Annotated in this window: 18 protein-coding genes; 11 read left to right on the forward strand and 7 right to left on the reverse strand. The window is 38.7% G+C overall.

Annotated features, from left to right (window positions below; all coding sequences use genetic code 11):
* Nucleotides 1-9 precede the first annotated feature (9 nt).
* Entirely contained in the window at nucleotides 10-753 is a 744-nt protein-coding gene (locus tag K6I41_RS03420; RefSeq protein ID WP_250375748.1) for a hypothetical protein, read from the forward strand.
* 110 nt (nucleotides 754-863) lie between these two features.
* Nucleotides 864-1,382 (forward strand): hypothetical protein, encoded by a 519-nt coding sequence (locus tag K6I41_RS03425; protein ID WP_004789310.1) that lies wholly within the window; start codon nucleotides 864-866, stop codon nucleotides 1,380-1,382.
* An 80-nt stretch (nucleotides 1,383-1,462) separates the two neighbouring features.
* Here K6I41_RS03425 and K6I41_RS03430 read toward each other — a convergent pair whose 3' ends face one another.
* Complete coding sequence (locus tag K6I41_RS03430; protein WP_250375200.1) at nucleotides 1,463-2,041, reverse strand: DJ-1/PfpI family protein; 579 nt, start codon at nucleotides 2,039-2,041, stop codon at nucleotides 1,463-1,465.
* Nucleotides 2,042-2,527: 486 nt separating this feature from the next.
* Here K6I41_RS03430 and K6I41_RS03435 point away from each other — a divergent pair, with 486 nt between their 5' ends.
* Both K6I41_RS03435 and K6I41_RS03440 read left to right on the forward strand, forming a co-directional pair.
* A complete protein-coding gene (locus tag K6I41_RS03435; RefSeq protein ID WP_250375201.1) occupies nucleotides 2,528-3,529 on the forward strand; it encodes a DGQHR domain-containing protein in 1,002 nt (333 codons plus the stop codon).
* A gap of 3 nt (nucleotides 3,530-3,532) precedes the next feature.
* Entirely contained in the window at nucleotides 3,533-4,543 is a 1,011-nt protein-coding gene (locus K6I41_RS03440) for a hypothetical protein (RefSeq protein WP_250375202.1), read from the forward strand.
* A gap of 28 nt (nucleotides 4,544-4,571) precedes the next feature.
* Here K6I41_RS03440 and gatB read toward each other — a convergent pair whose 3' ends face one another.
* Genes gatB through gatC form a run of 3 tightly spaced genes read right to left on the reverse strand, consistent with a single transcriptional unit; the run spans nucleotide 4,572 to nucleotide 7,887 of the window.
* Nucleotides 4,572-6,041, reverse strand: a complete 1,470-nt coding sequence (gene gatB / locus K6I41_RS03445; RefSeq protein WP_250375203.1) for an Asp-tRNA(Asn)/Glu-tRNA(Gln) amidotransferase subunit GatB — start codon at nucleotides 6,039-6,041, stop codon at nucleotides 4,572-4,574.
* Nucleotides 6,041-7,519: an Asp-tRNA(Asn)/Glu-tRNA(Gln) amidotransferase subunit GatA gene (gene gatA, locus K6I41_RS03450; protein ID WP_224972432.1), complete on the reverse strand. Its 1,479-nt coding sequence runs from the start codon at nucleotides 7,517-7,519 to the stop codon at nucleotides 6,041-6,043. The genes gatB and gatA overlap by 1 nt, the downstream gene beginning before the upstream one ends.
* A 53-nt stretch (nucleotides 7,520-7,572) precedes the next feature.
* Nucleotides 7,573-7,887: an Asp-tRNA(Asn)/Glu-tRNA(Gln) amidotransferase subunit GatC gene (gatC, locus tag K6I41_RS03455; protein WP_000107699.1), complete on the reverse strand. Its 315-nt coding sequence runs from the start codon at nucleotides 7,885-7,887 to the stop codon at nucleotides 7,573-7,575.
* A gap of 133 nt (nucleotides 7,888-8,020) precedes the next feature.
* Here gatC and K6I41_RS03460 point away from each other — a divergent pair, with 133 nt between their 5' ends.
* From K6I41_RS03460 to K6I41_RS03485, 6 genes are all read left to right on the forward strand, one after another.
* Complete coding sequence (locus K6I41_RS03460) at nucleotides 8,021-9,061, forward strand: rod shape-determining protein (protein ID WP_004789315.1); 1,041 nt, start codon at nucleotides 8,021-8,023, stop codon at nucleotides 9,059-9,061.
* A gap of 16 nt (nucleotides 9,062-9,077) precedes the next feature.
* A complete protein-coding gene (gene mreC / locus K6I41_RS03465; protein WP_004789316.1) occupies nucleotides 9,078-9,935 on the forward strand; it encodes a rod shape-determining protein MreC in 858 nt (285 codons plus the stop codon).
* On the forward strand, nucleotides 9,922-10,413 hold the full coding sequence (mreD, locus tag K6I41_RS03470; protein WP_004789317.1) for a rod shape-determining protein MreD: 492 nt from the start codon (nucleotides 9,922-9,924) through the stop codon (nucleotides 10,411-10,413). The genes mreC and mreD overlap by 14 nt, the downstream gene beginning before the upstream one ends.
* Nucleotides 10,401-10,961, forward strand: a complete 561-nt coding sequence (locus K6I41_RS03475; protein WP_250375204.1) for a Maf-like protein — start codon at nucleotides 10,401-10,403, stop codon at nucleotides 10,959-10,961. The genes mreD and K6I41_RS03475 overlap by 13 nt, the downstream gene beginning before the upstream one ends.
* A 107-nt stretch (nucleotides 10,962-11,068) precedes the next feature.
* The gene (gene rng, locus K6I41_RS03480; protein ID WP_004789319.1) at nucleotides 11,069-12,523 is read left to right on the forward strand and encodes a ribonuclease G; all 1,455 of its coding nucleotides are present in this window, start codon (nucleotides 11,069-11,071) and stop codon (nucleotides 12,521-12,523) included.
* Between the two features lie 139 nt (nucleotides 12,524-12,662).
* The gene (locus tag K6I41_RS03485; protein ID WP_002116397.1) at nucleotides 12,663-12,836 is read left to right on the forward strand and encodes a PA1571 family protein; all 174 of its coding nucleotides are present in this window, start codon (nucleotides 12,663-12,665) and stop codon (nucleotides 12,834-12,836) included.
* Nucleotides 12,837-12,863: 27 nt separating this feature from the next.
* Here the strand turns inward: K6I41_RS03485 and K6I41_RS03490 are convergent, their stop codons facing one another.
* Together K6I41_RS03490 and K6I41_RS03495 are read right to left on the reverse strand one after the other, a co-directional pair.
* Nucleotides 12,864-14,249 carry a WS/DGAT/MGAT family O-acyltransferase gene (locus K6I41_RS03490; protein WP_005309889.1) on the reverse strand — a complete coding sequence of 462 codons (1,386 nt, stop codon included), beginning with the start codon at nucleotides 14,247-14,249 and terminating at the stop codon, nucleotides 12,864-12,866.
* Between the two features lie 171 nt (nucleotides 14,250-14,420).
* The gene (locus tag K6I41_RS03495; protein WP_004789321.1) at nucleotides 14,421-15,155 is read right to left on the reverse strand and encodes a phosphoadenylyl-sulfate reductase; all 735 of its coding nucleotides are present in this window, start codon (nucleotides 15,153-15,155) and stop codon (nucleotides 14,421-14,423) included.
* A gap of 184 nt (nucleotides 15,156-15,339) precedes the next feature.
* Between K6I41_RS03495 and thrH the strand changes: the two genes are divergently transcribed.
* Nucleotides 15,340-15,957 (forward strand): bifunctional phosphoserine phosphatase/homoserine phosphotransferase ThrH, encoded by a 618-nt coding sequence (gene thrH, locus K6I41_RS03500; RefSeq protein ID WP_003655338.1) that lies wholly within the window; start codon nucleotides 15,340-15,342, stop codon nucleotides 15,955-15,957.
* Nucleotides 15,958-16,015: 58 nt separating this feature from the next.
* Here thrH and K6I41_RS03505 read toward each other — a convergent pair whose 3' ends face one another.
* Nucleotides 16,016-17,515, reverse strand: coding sequence for an outer membrane protein transport protein (locus tag K6I41_RS03505; RefSeq protein WP_111856219.1), 1,500 nt, complete (start codon nucleotides 17,513-17,515; stop codon nucleotides 16,016-16,018).
* Nucleotides 17,516-17,542: the final 27 nt, after the last annotated feature.

Below are 17,542 nucleotides of genomic sequence, written 5' to 3' on the forward strand. Positions count from 1 at the left end.
AATTTAAAAATGGTTGCTTTAGTAGCTGTATTAAGTTGTTCGGCTATATCTGTTTTTGCTGCGCCATTACAAATTCTGGAATTTAAGAAATGGCAGCTGAGTTCAACAGAACAAAGTCAATTGTGTGAACAAATAAAAGATTTATGCCAGCAAGGCGCGCAATGGCGTAGTCTAAAAACTCCAGACCAAAATTTATGGATATTATCGAGCCGTAATGATATCGCACAGTTTAAAGCTACATCTACAGGTTTTAAATTAGTCAGCAAATGGAATATTGTGACAACAGGAAGCGAAGATGGCTTTCATAAACAATATATATTTCCTAAGCTTTTTCCACTTACTCAACAGCGTTATGCAATTGCAATAATTGATCAGTTTTCTGAAATGTACTCAGGAGGCGGTGCAAATATTGAGCGTGCTAGTTTTTATGAGTTACAAGAGTCAGGTAATGAACGTTCCTTTATTAAAAATTATCCATTTAGTTTTAATCGGATGATCAGAGCTTGTTTTTCTGAGCAAGATTACGAAAGTTCTAAAGGAAATTGTCATGATGAAGATAGTCTCAGTCTAGATATTCGTCCGATTAAACCTATGTTGTGGCAATTTCGCTATCGTTATAGTTTAAGCGTATCACCTGCCTCAGATTCAGATGAGAAATCTTATCAGGGCAGTAGAAACTTAAATATTGATTTAAATAAAGCACCAGAACAGCCAAATATTCCAGAAGCATGGAATTATGCGGGAATGGGCTAATTATTAAAGTAGTTGTTAAATTCGAAGAAATAGACGGTTTACAGAGTCATAACAGGTAACACCACTAGCTCTGTGATACAAAGAACAGATTGTTTATTGGAGCTAGACCTATGTCACGTCAAGTTTATGCGATTGCTCGCCGTAAGTTTTCACATTTGAGCCGTTCAGTTTGTATGGCAGTTGCTGTACTGGGTACAACACAAATTGCGATGGCAGGTCCAACAGTTGATCAGTTAAGTGACTGTTTAGTTAAGGCTACAACGGCTTCAGACAAGACCACGGTGCTTCAATGGACATTTACGGCTTTAGCTGCCCATCCTGATTTAAAAGCATTTAGTAATGTAACACCTGAGCAAAAGGATCAGTTAGATCAAAAACTGGCGCAGGTTTTACAACGTGTGATTGTGGAGCAATGTTCTACCCAAACTAAAGCTGTGATTCAGGCTGAAGGTGTGAAGGCAGTTGGGGAGGCTTTCCAGCAGTTAGGCCAAAGTGCTGGTGAAGATATTGTTAAAGATCCCGCAGTTAAACAGCAGTTGCAGGGCACATTGCGCTATATCGATTTAAATAAATTAGTGACGACGTTTTTAACGCCAGAGATTTGGAATAAGTTGGGAATCACAAGATAAAAAATCTTTTTTTCTATTTTAGTAATAAAGCCTGCTATTTAATCAGCAGGCTTTATTTTAATTGGTATGAAGAGATCTATTTAGATCGTAATCTTAGCGCCTAAAACTTTCACAAATTGTGCTAACCAAGCAGGATGTGCAGGCCAAGCTGGAGCCGTCACCAAATGTCCATCTGTAACTGCTTCAGTCACAGCAATATCTGCATATTGTCCACCTGCCAATTTTACTTCGGCAGCACATGCTGGATAAGCTGAGCAGAGGCGACCTTGTAATACATCTGCCGCTGCGAGTAACTGAGCGCCATGGCATACGGCTGCTATCGGTTTTTTCACTCGATCAAACTCACGCACAATTTCGTTAACACGTTCATTCATGCGTAAATACTCTGGTGCTCGGCCACCTGGAATAACTAGACCTACATAGTCTTCGGTATTAATGGCATCAAAATCATAGTTAATCGCAAAGTTGTGGCCACGTTTTTCGCTATAAGTTTGCTCGCCTTCAAAATCATGAATAGCCGTCGCAATATGATCGCCGTTCTTTTTATTTGGGCAAACAGCATGTACGGTATAACCTAAACCAGTTAAGAACTGAAAAGGAACCATAGTTTCATAGTCTTCTGCATAGTCACCGACCAACATTAAAATCTTTTTAGACATGATTTATCTCTCTTTTTAAAATATAAGTGATTTCTATTCTTAATTTAAATTAGCACAGTCACTGAGTAATTTTTTAGGAAAAAAGTGCATTCTTTAGTCGAAGGATGATTCTTAAGTGGTATAAAAAGCCCTTTGATCGTAGCTTTGTTATTTTGCTAATAGAATTAACTAATCAATTTTGATCAAAAGTATGATTTAGGCTGAAGGGGATAAGGCAGTTGGAGAGGCTTTCAGTAGTTAGGTTAAAGTCCAGAGTAATATATTGTTAAAAATCTATCACTTAAGTAATAGTTGCAGGACACATTGTGTTATATGGACTTAAATAAATTAATGATGATGTTTTAGTGCCTGATGTTTTTAGTAAGTTGGAATTGGAAAGTAAAATGATGGTTTGAGATTGTTATAGAATTTTATTATGGTGTAATATTCTTAATAGGCAATTTGTAAATTGTCTAAGTAGCTTTTTTGAAATTATTGAAAATAGGTGTGAAATTGTTAAATAATTTATTAAAACTTAAAGCCTTAAAAGTTTCATATAATGATAAAGATTTATATATTTCTAAAGCTTTCGCTAAAGATATTGCTAAAATTGCTAAGGTAACACGCGCTGATCAGGAAGGTGGTTATCAGCGACATTTAGAAAAAAACCGTCTGAAATCAATATCAACCTATATTAACGATGGGAATGTTATTCCGGGTTCAATTATTCTAAGTTATCAAAATTTAGAAACTTTGGAATATAATCCTCAAAGTCTAGAATTGAAATTGAATGGAGATTTATTTATATTGGATGGGCAACATCGATTATTCGGAGCAGCAGAATCTGATATTGATGTGGAATTGAATATTAATATAATATGCAATTTGACTTCAAAAGAGGAAATTCAATATTTTCTTGATATTAATTCTAATCAAAAGGGAGTTTCAAAGACTCTTCAAAAAGAGCTGGCTAAGTATTTGTTAGTAGATGAATATTCGATAGATGCAATTAGATATGAACTATTTGAAAAATTTTTTAATCAGGATGACTCTGCACTATTTGGACGTTTAACAAAAATCACATCTTCAACAGGGAAGTTAAGTCATGTTCCTTTTGAAAAAGCAATAAATCCTTTATTATCAAATCAAGTGGGATATCTAAGTAAATTTTCTACGATTGATGAAAAATATAGATTACTTAATACATATTTAAATATTTTCTCAGATATATTGAATAATAGTGTTGGAAGCGATCGATTATTATCTACGGCTGCCTTTTTTGAAGCAATTTTTAAAATTTTTGATGATGTCTGTGCATTAAGTATTATTTACTTTAGAAATTTAAAAAAAGAAAGTTTGAATTTGATTTTAGAATGTTTGAATAATTTTGATTTTAGTTCTTATACTGGTACTAACCAAGCTACAATTATAAAACTTTCTGCTGATATGATTGATATGATTAAGGCATATAGTAGTAGACTGCATATAGATGTGAATTTGTTGGACTAAAATATGCTTACAAGTGATGTTATTAGTTTGCATGTTCAGAGAGAAATGCGTAAAAATCTAATTAGTGATTTAATTGTTTCTTTTAATGAGAAAAAAGTTAAATTTAAAGACGCTATAATAGAAGAAAATGAAATTAGTATAAAGCATCAAAATTTAAGTAATTTAAATTTTGATGCTTATATTGATATTGAAGAATTTAATAAAATTGTTAGATCAGAAGTTTCTATTGAGTGGGTTCGTATAAAAGAGCAAATTAATAATATAGAGAATTTATTAAAAACTAAATCACAGCCAGCTTGGATAGTGGTTTCTGTATATTATTGCTGTTTTTTTATGGCTAATTTGATTTCTAAGGTATATGGGAAATCATTAGTTAATTTTTCAGGTGGAAATTTGAAAGAGTTATATAAGAGAAGTAATACTGAATCTATTATCTCTTCAGATCTAAGAAAGGCAATAAGTGAAATTTCTGATGGGAATAATAACGTATATAGTATGTCTTTTATACCAGATAAGGATAATGAGATTGTAAAAGTTCAATTTTTGAAATCTGGAGATCAACCTCATAAATTTACATGGACAAATCTTAAATCAATATTAAATCTAGTGGGACAGGGTAAATGTGGTGTAAAAGCTATTCCAAATATTGCTTTTATGAAGAAAATTTGTGACTCATCTGAGTACCGTTGGCCTCTACCAAGCCAAATAAGAAATGACTGGAATTATAGTTCAACAACATCGTTTACAACGAGTGGTACTCAACAAGCAGAAGATTTTATCCGTTTTTTGAAAAACCCATCAAATATTGAAATGTGGGAAACTCGCATGTGTCATAAGACTCAAGGTAATGAAAAGGATAAGATAGTTAGTATTGCTTATATGTATTTAGTATTAAAAGACGTAATTTTCCAATTAATTGTGCAAAATGATATGGAATTCGACATAAAAAAAAGATTAATAAATACATCAATTGAGGTTAAAAAGAATCGAAATAAAAAGAAAGCCCGCCGTTAAGCGGGTTTTCTTTTGAATTGAGATCAGTTTAACCAATCAATTTCTTCATTAATTCATTCACCTGAGCAGGGTTAGCTTTACCCTTAGAAGCTTTCATGACTTGACCAACAAGACCGTTAAAAGCTTTTTCTTTACCAGACTTGTACTCTTCAACCATTTTTTCATTGGCTGCAAGTACTTCTTTAATGATTGCTTCAATTGCACCTGTGTCGGTTTCTTGCTTTAAGCCTTTTTCCGCAATGATGTCATCGGCAGATTTACCTTCCGATTCCCACATAAAGCCAAAGACTTGTTTAGCAATCTTACCGCTAATGGTGTTGTCAACAATACGTGCAATCATGCCACCTAACTGTTCAGCTGAAACAGGAGAGTCCGCTAAGTCTAGGCCTGCTTTGTTTAATGCGCCTGAGAATTCGCCCATTACCCAGTTTGCTGATACTTTACCTTGCTTCGCACCGCCAGCAGCAGCCACAACAGCTTCATAGAAGTCTGCCATTTCGCGTGAGAGCGTAAGTACATGTGCATCGTACTCAGTTACACCAAAGTCTGCGATAAAGCGTGCACGGCGTGCAGCAGGAAGCTCTGGAAGCGCAGCACGAGCAGCTTCGATCTGTTCATCTGCAATAATTACAGGTAACAAGTCTGGATCTGGGAAGTAGCGGTAGTCATTCGCTTCTTCTTTAGAACGCATAGAGCGCGTTTCCATTTTGTTTGGATCGAACAAACGAGTTTCTTGGTCGATGCTTCCACCGTATTCCAAAATTTCCATTTGGCGTTCAATTTCAACATTGATCGCTTGTTCAATGAAACGGAATGAGTTGAGGTTTTTCAGCTCACAGCGCGTACCAAACGGTTGACCCGGACGACGTAAAGACACGTTACAGTCTGCACGGAATGAACCTTCAGCCATGTTACCGTCGGAAATACCTAACCAACGCACAAGGGTGTGAATTGATTTGATATAGGCCACAGCTTCTTCAACTGAACGCATGTCCGGCTCAGAAACGATTTCAAGTAAAGGTGTGCCAGCACGGTTTAAGTCAATGCCAGACATGCCTTCAAATTGGTCATGAATCGATTTACCAGCATCTTCTTCAAGGTGAGCACGAGTTACGCCAATACGTTTTGTTGTGCCATCTTCAAGTTGAATGTCGATATGACCCAAGCCCACAATTGGGTTATCCATTTGGCTAATTTGGTAGCCTTTTGGCGAGTCTGGGTAGAAGTAGTTTTTACGTGCAAACACAGATGCTTGGTCGATGTATGCATCGATACCCAAACCAAAGCGGATAGCAAGATCAACCACTTTTTCATTCAAAACAGGGAGTACACCCGGCATTGCCAAGTCTACAAGGCTCGCTTGCGTATTTGGGTCTTGACCAAATTCAGTCGATGAACCTGAGAAAATTTTAGAATTGGTTGCAAGCTGAGTGTGAATTTCGATACCAATAACGACTTCCCAACCGTCAATCAATTTCAACTTTTGAGCTTCAGCCATTATGCATTCTCCTCAGCAATTGCCGCACGTTGAGTATGGAAATCGGTGTTTTGTTGGTATTGATGAACAATCGACAACAATTGTGATTCTGACCAGTAGTTACCAATTAATTGTAAGCCGACAGGTAAGCTGTCTTTATCAAAACCAACAGGAGCATTAATTGCTGGTAAGCCTGCTAAGTTCACTGCAAGTGTATAAATATCACCTAAATACATTTCAGTTGGACTTAAGTTCGCACCAATTTTATAAGCAGTTGTTGGTGCAGAAGGAGCAGCAATCACGTCTACATTTTCAAATGCTTTTAAGAAGTCTTGTTGAATTAAACGACGTACTTTTTGAGCTTTCACATAGTAAGCATCGTAATAGCCCGCAGAGAGTGCATAGGTACCAATTAAGATACGGCGCTGAACTTCTGGACCAAAACCTTCTGAACGTGAGCGCTTATAAAGATCCATCAAGTCAGCTGGGTTTTCACAGCGATAGCCATAACGAACGCCATCGTAACGAGATAAGTTAGATGATGCTTCTGCTGGCGCGATGAGGTAATACGTTGGTACATAGGCTTCAGTCATGTTGAGGTCAATCTCAACAAGCGTTGCGCCCATTTCTTCAAGCTTTTTCAATGATTCTTCGACACGCGCTTTTACGTCTGCATCTAATCCTGCAACGTTAAAGTACTGTTTAGGAATACCAATACGTAAGCCTTTTACAGATGTGCCATTTAAGTTCGCAACGTAGTCATCAACTTCTTTTTTAACCGAAGTCGAGTCTTTTGCATCATGACCTGCAATTACATTCATTAGGTAAGCACAGTCTTCAGCAGAGCGTGCCATTGGACCTGCTTGGTCTAAAGATGATGCGTAAGCAATGATACCGAAGCGAGATACACGACCATAGGTTGGTTTTAAGCCTGTTAAGCCACAGAAAGAAGCAGGTTGACGAATTGAGCCACCTGTATCAGTACCTGTTGCAAATGGCGCTAAATCAGCCGCTACAGCCGCAGCAGAACCACCTGATGAACCACCAGGAACGTGGTCAAGCGCCCATGGGTTACTTGTTGCGCCAACATATGAGCTTTCTGAAGTTGAACCCATCGCAAACTCATCCATGTTCACTTTACCTAAAGTGACAAGACCAGCTGCTTTAGTTTTTTCAACAACAGTTGCATCGTAAGGAGAGATGAAGTTGTCTAGTATTTTTGAACCAGCAGTTGTTTTAATGCCTTTAGTACAAAAAATATCTTTGTGTGCCAGAGGAATACCCGTTAGAGCAGTTGCATTACCTGCTTTTAAAGCAGCATCGGCAGCGTCAGCTTCTAAAAGCGCTTGCTCAGGTGTAACCGTCACATAGCTTTTTACCAATGGGTCAATTTTAGCAATACGTTGCAAATAATGTTCAGTCAGTTCGCGAGATGAAAACTTCGCTTGGCTTAAGCCCTCAGCAAGTTCACGAATTGATAAGCGATGTAAATCAGTCATGAGTAAAATTTCTTTACATTCAAAATAGGGAAGATGGGTTAATTGAGTAAAAGTTATTCAATCACGCGAGGAACAAGATACAAACCATCTTGAGTTGCAGGTGCAACTGCTTGGTACTCATCTCGATGATTGCTTTCCGTTACCACATCAGCACGTAAAGGTTGAGGATTGTCAAAAGGACTTTTCAAAGGTTCTACGCCTTCCGTATCAATGCCTTTTAAGGTTTCCATCATGCCTAAAATTTTATTTAGACTTTGAGCATATTCAGCAGATTGCGTATCATTGAGCGACAATCGAGCAAGATTGGCGATTGCTGAAACTGTTTGTGCATTTAAATCTGCTGAATGCTGTGCATCCGATGTAGACATAACATCACCTAATCAGTATTAAAAATTTTCAAAATATCGTGCGTTATAATAAGCGATTGACTTGTTCAAATCATCACATTTAGTTTAAAGTTGCCACCTTGCATCCACATGAAAGTTTAACTGAGAACGAACCGTGATTCTAAAACGACTAATTGGCTTGTTTTCGCCGGATCTAGCCATTGATTTAGGTACAGCAAATACACTTATTTATGCACCAGGCCGCGGCATTATATTAAATGAACCAACAGTTGTGGCAATTCGTCACAGTGGTTCACAAAAAATTGTTGCTGCTGTAGGTCTAGATGCTAAGCAAATGCTGGGCCGTACGCCTGCGAATATTTCTGCAATTCGTCCAATGAAAGACGGTGTAATTGCGGATTTTGAAGTGACTGAAACCATGTTGAATCAGTTTATTGGTAAAGTTCACGAAAAACGTTTGTTCCCACCTGCACCTCGTGTAGTTGTATGTGTACCATGTAAATCAACTTTGGTCGAGCGTCGTGCGATTCGTGAAGCAGTATTTAATGCTGGTGCCCGTGATGTTCGTTTGATTGAAGAACCTATGGCTGCTGCAATTGGCGCAGGTATGCCAGTTGAACAAGCATGTGGTTCTATGGTTGTGGATGTTGGTGGTGGTACAACTGAAATTGCAATTATTTCATTGCAAGGTTGTGTCTATGCTGACTCTTTACGCATCGGTGGCGATGTTTTTGATGAGCAAATCATCAATTATGTTCGTAAAGCTCACGGTTGTGTAATTGGTGAAACTACTGCTGAAATTATTAAAAAAGAAGTAGGTATGGCTGTTTCTGATGGCACAACATTAGAAATTGAAGTACGTGGTCGTAACCTTGCAGAAGGTGTGCCTCGCGCAATTACTGTAACTTCTGACGAAATTACTCAAGCAATCTCTGATCCATTACAAAATATTGTAAGCGCAGTAAAATCTGCACTTGAGCAAACGCCTCCAGAACTTTCTTCTGATATTGCCGAGCGCGGTATTGTGTTGACAGGTGGTGGTGCATTACTTCGTAACCTCGATAAATTATTAGCTCAAGAAACTGGTTTACCAGTTGTGGTTGCTGAAGATCCTCTTACTTGCGTGACCCGTGGTGGTGGTAAGGTATTGGAATTCTTCGACAACCCGAACCATGACATGCTTTTTGTTGGTTAAGTTTAAGGATTAGGCGGTGCAACCGAATATTTTTTCAAGACAGCCGCCATCTTTCCGCTCGTTCATTATTGCGGTCATTACATGTTTGGTTGTGCTGTTTTTTGATTGGCGCATGCCGTATGTAATTCAGCCAGCAAGGGATGTCTTGTACGCTGCATATAACCCAATTTATGCATTGGCTAGTTATCCAGTACTGTCGAGAGAATGGCTGAATCAACAAACAAAATCTGAAGCACAACTGCGTCGTGAAAATACTGCGATGCAGGCTGAGCTTTTACAAGCTCAGGTTCGTTTACAGAAGCTTTCTGAACTGTCAGCTGAAAACACCCGTTTGCGAGGTCTTCTTGATACTCCATTAATTATTGATGGACGTATGGAGATCGCCGAAGTAATTGGGACAGATGCAGACCCATTACGTCATATCATCATTGTTAACCGTGGCTCTATGGACCATCTTAAGGTCGGTCAAACGGTTCTGGATGATAAAGGAATTATGGGACAGATCATTAATGTATATCCGCATAGCTCACGTGTAATGTTGTTATCAGATAAAGAACATTCACTTTCAGTACGTCTTGAGCGCACTGGAATGCGGGCGATTGTTTCTGGTACTGGTGATTTGGGTCGTTTGAAAATGGAATATGTCCCGACGAGTGCGAATATTCAAGTGGGTGATAAAGTGTTTAGCTCAGGTTTGGGTGAACATTTCCCAGCAGGGTACGCAGTGGGTACAGTTGCCAAAATAAGACGCCATAATTCGGGCGAATTTGCAGAAATTGATGTTACACCAGCCGCACAATTAGCAACAGGGCATCATGTAGTCGTACTTTTCTCTGATTCTTTAGCGAAGGAGCAACCATATGCCGATCGCTAAATTGAAACGAGAAAAACGAAACGATCCATTATGGGGAATTATCCTCTCTGTAATTGTCGGCTCCGTGCTCATGGTTTACCCGCTATCCTACGATATTTCAGGTTGGCGCCCATTATTCATGTTAATGATTATGCTATTTTGGGTGGTATGTCAGCCAACATGGTGTGGAGTCTGGTTTGCATTTGGAATGGGAATTTTTACAGACCTTTTGCTTGATGCGCCTTTGGGCCTTAATGCTTTAAGTTTTGTAATTGTGACTTTTCTTACCCGTTTTTTAATTCGCGAGCGCCGTATTTTAACCTTTGGTAATTTATGGACAATTGCAACTCTGGTCATTATTGCTCATTTAGCGTTTATGTGGGTAACGCAGACCATGGGTGGAATTCATTTTTCGATTGCTAGACATTGGCAACCATTGATGACAAGTATCATCACTTGGCCAATCGTCTATTATTGTTTGGCAAAATGGCGCATATAGTTTTAGCATCTAGCTCTCCTCGTCGGAAGGAGCTATTGCAACAACTGGGTTTGGATTTTGAAATCTATAGTCCAGATATTGACGAGTCCGTTCATGAAAATGAGCTGGTTCACCATTATGTTGAACGGTTAGCTAGAGAAAAAGCACAAACTGTATTGAAGCTTTTTCCAGACGCAATCGTTATTGCTGCCGATACAAGTCTTGGGCTTGATGGCCAAATTATTGGTAAGCCTGAATCGAAAAATCATGCTTTTGAAATCTGGAAAAAATTATCTGGACGTTGGCATGATGTGTTTTCTGGGTTATGTATTGCTACGCAACAAAAAATGTTAAGTCAGGTGGTGCAAACACAAGTTGAGTTTCAGCCTCTGACTACGCAAGATATGGAAGATTATTGGGCTACAGGTGAGCCTGTGGGGAAGGCCGGTGGATATGCAATTCAAGGGATTGCTTCTCAATATATTCCCCAAATTCAAGGAAGTTATAGTAATGTGGTAGGACTTCCTTTATACGAATTTGCACAGTTATTAAAAAGAGTAAAGACATAAGAGGTTGTTATCATTCTTAATTGAATAGCATTGTCGATGAACACTAGGCAAAGTTAACAGCTTCTCTGACTCTTTAATAAAAATTTTATAATGCTTTGAGTTTATGTATGTCAGAAGAATTACTTATTAATGTCACGCCTATGGAGTGTCGGGTGGCATTAATCGAAAATGGAACTGTTAATGAGCTGTATGTTGAACGTACAGTCAAACGTGGTCTAGTCGGCAATATTTACAAGGGTAAAGTCGTGCGGGTGCTTCCAGGCATGCAAGCTGCTTTTGTTGATATTGGTTTGTCTCGAACAGCCTTTTTACATATCAATGATATGGTTTGGCCTCGTTCACAGCCTACCCCAAATGTTTTTGAACTCTTACATCCCGGACAAACGCTTACTGTCCAAGTAATGAAAGATATGTTGGGAACAAAAGGCGCCCGTCTGAGTACTGACCTTTCAATCCCTTCACGTTATCTGGTTCTCATGCCATATGGTAATCATATTGGTGTATCTCAGCGTATTGAGTCTGAAGAAGAGCGAGAGCGACTACGTAATATTATCGAAGGTATTCAATCTGAACATAATTTGCCGGGTAGCGTGATTGTACGCACAGCTGCTGAAGGTGTCGATGAGGCAGAAATTGCACAGGATATGTGCTATCTGAGTAAATTATGGGAATACATTCAACGAAAACAAATTGATGTTGCTGTCCCTTCCTTAATTTTTGAAGAGCTTCCATTACCTCAACGTATTATTCGAGATTTGGCTAGCGACGAAACTGCAAAGATTTATGTCGATTCGCGAGAGATTCACGCGAAGCTTCTTGAGTTTGTTGAAGAATTTGTCCCGAATATGCAGAGTCGACTTATTCATTATCCGGGTGAGCGACCACTATTTGATCTTTATAATGTCGAAGAGGATATTCAAAAAGCCTTACAAACCCGCGTAGCTTTGAAGTCAGGCGGCTATTTGATGATCGATCAGACTGAAGCCATGACCACGATTGACGTTAATACGGGTTCATATGTCGGTGGTCGTAGTCTTGAGGACACCGTTTTTAAAACCAATATGGAAGCGACTCAAGTTATCGCGCGTCAACTTAGACTGCGTAATTTGGGTGGTATTCTCATTATTGATTTTATTGACATGCAAGAGGCAATTCACCGTGAAGAGGTGATGCGTCAGTTTGAAAAAATGCTTGAGCGTGATCACGCTAAGACCAAAATTACTCAAGTGTCAGAACTTGGGTTGGTTGAAATGACGCGTAAACGCACACGTGAATCGTTAGAACATTTGCTGTGTGAGTCATGTCCAACCTGTCAAGGACGTGGTTTTGTCAAAACAGCAGAGACAGTGTGTTACGAAATATTTCGTGAGATATTACGATATACCCGTGCATTTGAGTCAACGAGTGGCTTTACTGTTGTTGCTCATCCTTCTGTGATTGACCGATTATTAACAGCAGAAGCGCCAGCAGTGGCAGATTTAGAGCATTTCATCAACCGTGTCATTAAATTTCAGGTCGAAAATTTATATACGCAAGAGCAATACGATATCATTTTAAGTTAAAGTTGTAACAAGATATCGCTTAATCCTTGTTACAACTGAAATTTTACTTTCATTCATGAATTTTAAATACTACTTACATACAGTAGCCGTAGACGTTCTCCCTATTTAACGTCTTAGCAAACAATAAGAGGTATAACCCATGAATGTAAGTGAAAACTTAATTAGCAACGGTCTTAAACATGTTTTAGAAAGCACGCCAGTAAATAGCTGCTATATGTTGAATGACCAAGGTAAAGAAGTACCGATCACAACTGCAATGATTCGTTCAGTATGTCATCAGTTGCTTAACCAGTGCCGCACAATCAAAAAATAAGGGGCTAATTTAAAGCCCCTTAGTTTTCTAACTTGCTGAATGATGTTTCAGCTGCTTCTCTGCAATAATTTCTTCAAACCGTTGAATCTCATCTTCTAAGTGAGTCAAAAGGTTTTGCATTTTTGGCAAGGCATTTCGACAAGCTGTTAATCCAACTTCAAGCTTATCTAAATAACTCGTCATAGTAATGTTTAGAGCTTGTCCATCCATGACAATTGAAGCAGGGTAGAGAGCATCTAATTTCGCGCCATTCCAATAAAGAGGCTCACGTGGTCCTGGTACATTGGAAATGACTAAATTGAACGCCTGACGCTTAGGAAGCATTCCTGACATGATGTTTAAACCTGCCGGACCATAAACAACCGCACTATAGTTTAAAATTTCATTCGCAGTCATGCGGCTAAAGCGTTGCTTTGAATTTTGCATGCTGCGACGAATGATTTCTAGACGTTCTAACGGTTGGTCTTTATGAGTTCCTAAATTTGCCAGAATCATGGTAATTCGGTTACTCATATCAGAATCATCGGTGCGTAATGAAGCTGGCACCATGGCAATAAGCGGTTTTTTAGGTAAGCTATTTTGACTAATCAAATATTCACGTAAAGCACCAGAACATACTGCGAGTACAACATCATTAATTGTTACGCCTAACACTTTTGAAATCTTTCTAAGACGACTCAGTTCAAATGATTGGGCTGCAAAACGACGTGAAGCACTCACTCTTTGGTTCAAAATCGACACTGGTGCCTGAAAAGTAGAAACATAATCAGGATTTTTGCCCATTTCTTTAAATATAGTCTGAGATAGCTCTTGCATGACTTTAGGAGCGATATCGAGTTGAGACTTAATGCCGCCTAAAATACTCTTAATTTTACTTGTGCTTGGAGTTGGTACTTTTAGTCGTTTAGTTCTTTTGCTCTCAACACACCATAAAGGAACAACATGTTTTTCTTCTGGTGTCTTTGAAAGTGATTTCTCAATCAAACGCATCCCTGCAACACCGTCGACCATTGCATGATGGATTTTAAAATACATGGCAAAGCGATTGCCTTCGATTCCTTCAATAATGTCACAAGTCCAAAGAGGTTTTGCACGATCAATTAATGAACTATGTTGCTGTGAAATATAAACCAGAAGTTCACGAATACGGCCAGGATGAGGCAGAGCAATGTGGCGAAAGTGATGATCGATATCGAACTCTTCATCTTCATCCCAAAATAAGCCATTTAAACGGTTATTGAACGGAGGAATAGGAATACTTTTTGAGCGTTTAATATCTTCAACTAAATCATGTACAAAAGTTTCAGGTGCATTTTCAGGAATTTCAAATAAAAATAATCCACCGACATGCATGGGTTGCTGTCTTTTTTCAAGTGACAGAAAAATGAAATCAATTGGGTGTAATGGACGCATAAATCATTGTGCCTCATGCATTTTTCTAAGAAGCCCTTATCTGAGCTCTTATTAGAATTATAGAACCGTAAAATTAAGTATATAGCGTTTAGAGTAGATAAAATATGACTTTGTGTACGGAACATGACATAAAAAAAACCACTGATTTAGCAGTGGTTTTTTGATAACAAATTACTTTTTCATATTACCTGCGTGTAATCCACACTCTTTTTGAGTCGCTTCTTCCCACCACCAGCGTCCTTCACGCTCATGTTGGTTAGGTAATACAGCACGTGTACATGGTTCACAGCCAATAGAAACAAAACCACGTTCGTGAAGAGGGTTATATGGAATTTCCATCATACGGATGTAGCTCCATACTTCAGCACTTGTCCAGTTTGCTAAAGGATTATATTTAATGAGTTGCTTACCTGGACCAGAGAAACCTGCATCAGCTTGTACTACTGGAATTTCTGTACGTGTACCAGGGCTTTGATCTTTACGTTGGCCCGTAATCCAGCCATCTAAAGTCGCAAGTTTTTTACGCAAAGGCTGAACTTTTCGGATACCACAACATTCTTGGTGCCCATCTGTAAAAAAGCTGAATAAACCTTTTTCGTTTACCATGTTTTGAACAGCTTCAGATTCAGGGAAACAAATTTCGATATTGATATTGTAGTGTTTACGGACAGTTTCAATAAATTGATAAGTTTCGGCATGCAGTCGACCAGTGTCAAGACTAAAGACACGGAATGGCTTACCCAAACGTGAAGCAATATCAATTAAGACAACATCTTCTGCTCCCGAAAAAGAAATTGCGATTTCACCTTGCTGGCTTAAGGCAAGCTCTAAAATTTCTCGCGGGCTTTTGGTCGCATATTCGGCTGCAAGAGCATCTACGATATCAATAGTCGGAATAACGGTCATGTGTGTTCCTGGCAAAAGGCTTGGGCGCATTGAGTTATGAAAAATATTCTAATGGATAGTGAATAAAGTGCTTAGCACTTTAATTTCGATCCTTATGAATAAAATTGATTTGATCAATAACAACGCAAAACTGAAAATCTTAGTGGTATGATACAGCAATTTTTAACCAACGTTGGAAGCATTCATGGAAATCGTATGCCTAGATCTTGAAGGGGTTTTAGTTCCTGAAATCTGGATCAATTTCGCAAAAAAAACAGGGATCAAAGAACTCGAGGCAACAACTCGTGATATTCCGGATTATGATGTTTTAATGACTCAGCGTCTTAATATTTTAAAACAACACGGATTAGGCTTAAATGACATTCAAGAAGTTATTGCCGAGATGGGGCCATTACCAGGTGCAAAAGAATTTGTTGAATGGGTGAGCACACATTTCCAACTCGTGATCTTATCAGATACCTTCTATGAATTTGCGCATCCTTTAATGAAGCAATTAGGATGGCCAACAATTTTCTGTCATAAATTAGAGACAGATGAAGAAGGAATGATTACAGCTTATAAATTACGCCAACCTGATCAAAAACGTGAGTCGGTTAAAGCACTACATGGCTTAAATTTCCGTGTAATTGCAGCGGGTGATTCATATAACGATACAACCATGTTGGGTGAAGCTGACCATGGTTTCTTATTTGATGCACCTGCAAACGTGATTGCTGAGTTCCCGCAGTTTCCAGCTATCCACGGATATGATGCCTTGAAAGAAGCAATCCGTTCAGTTTCAAAGCGTAGCATTCCAGCATAATAGATAAATAATAAAAAAGGCGCTTTAAGCGCCTTTTTATATGAATGAGTTTTGAAACTTAGAATTTATAGCCAAGTTTTAAACCATAAGCGATTGCGTTGTTGTCAGAGAACTCCGCAACATATTCATCACCACCAGCTTGTGCGCCAGTTTGAGCCTTAGCATCGCCTAACCAGAAGTATTTTACGCCGCCAGCAATAAACGTTTGTGGGGTAGGACTATATTGAAGACCTAAACCTACGTTCCAGTAACCTTCTGTTGGACCTAGAGTTGTGATTGGGTCACCTGCACCAGAGTCCCAACCTACAGAAACGTTACCAGCCCATTTGTCATTAAGTTTGCGGCCAACACCTGTAGTCACTGTCCATTGGTCATCTGAATAGCTAACTAAATCAAAACCATTTGGACGGTTGACAATCGGGCCTACAACTTTTGATAGTTGTCCAAATTTGTATGGTTGAACAGAGAAATCTTTCCAGTTCACCCAACGTATGTTAGCAAAGGCAACAGTGTCAGCCATGATTCCCGTTTGGAAATCAAAGTTAACTGATTGAGGTGTAGTAATTGTGGTATCTGCTGAGCTATTTTTAATTGCTTCACCAGCTGCAGCTTGTCCTAATAATGAAAGAGCAGGAAGTGTAGGCAAGTTTTCACGAATATTGACATCGTGGTCAATTTCTGAGCGATACGTTAAAGATGCTTTCAATGCAATTTCAGGGATTTGATAAGCGAAACCTGCTAACCAACCTGCACCACCTGTTTCTTTAATATCTGCGTCATAGCCATTGTAGATACTGTAAGCTTGACCACGGAGGTTGATGTTTCCTTTAATTGTTTGATATACACCACCCGCATAGAAGTTCCAATTTTGATTTGGTTGAAAACCAAAAACCATTGCTAGGTTCTGTGTATCAACTTTAACCTTAGTGGCACCTTTACCAAGCAAACCATTCACTTGTGCTAAACCAGCGTCAACCTTTGCAGCAACACCTTGTTTAACACCCGCATCGATAACAGCTTTAGTAGTTGCATCATTATTATAAGCATTTAAAGTGGCAGCAAATTGTGCTTGTCCAGCAGGAGAGGATAAGTCAACACCTTGAGCTTGCAGCGCGGCACCTACACGTTGATTAGCAGTTAATCCATTAAATGTTGTATCAATAGTGCTTGTACGAATAGCATCTAATCTTTCAGGAGCTAAAATTGTATTGGTGCTATCTGATACAAATACATTTTTTCCAGAATATTCAGCATCTGCGCCAAATGGTTGATCGTATAGTATACCAAATGAGAATTTATCATTAAGTTGCAGTTTTAATGCAGCATTTGGGAAATAATAATCATTACCCATGTCGCCAATATCACGGCGCGTTGCACTTGTTCCAGCTTCTTTACCCGCTACATCTGGGTCTAAAACAGAAATACCAGCTTCAAAGTAATTATTAGGCTGCAAAAATGCAGACATTGATTGTCCAGAGCGATCCAATGCTGCTGCAAAAACCCCAGTTGCAGGCAGCGTTGCTAAAATCATTGCAGTGCTCAGATGTTTTAATTTCATTTTAATCTTTCCTTGAACTTCAAGACA

Origin of the sequence: Acinetobacter sp. AS23 (assembly GCF_023612055.1) — a bacterium.
In the GTDB taxonomy this organism is placed as follows: domain Bacteria; phylum Pseudomonadota; class Gammaproteobacteria; order Pseudomonadales; family Moraxellaceae; genus Acinetobacter; species Acinetobacter oleivorans.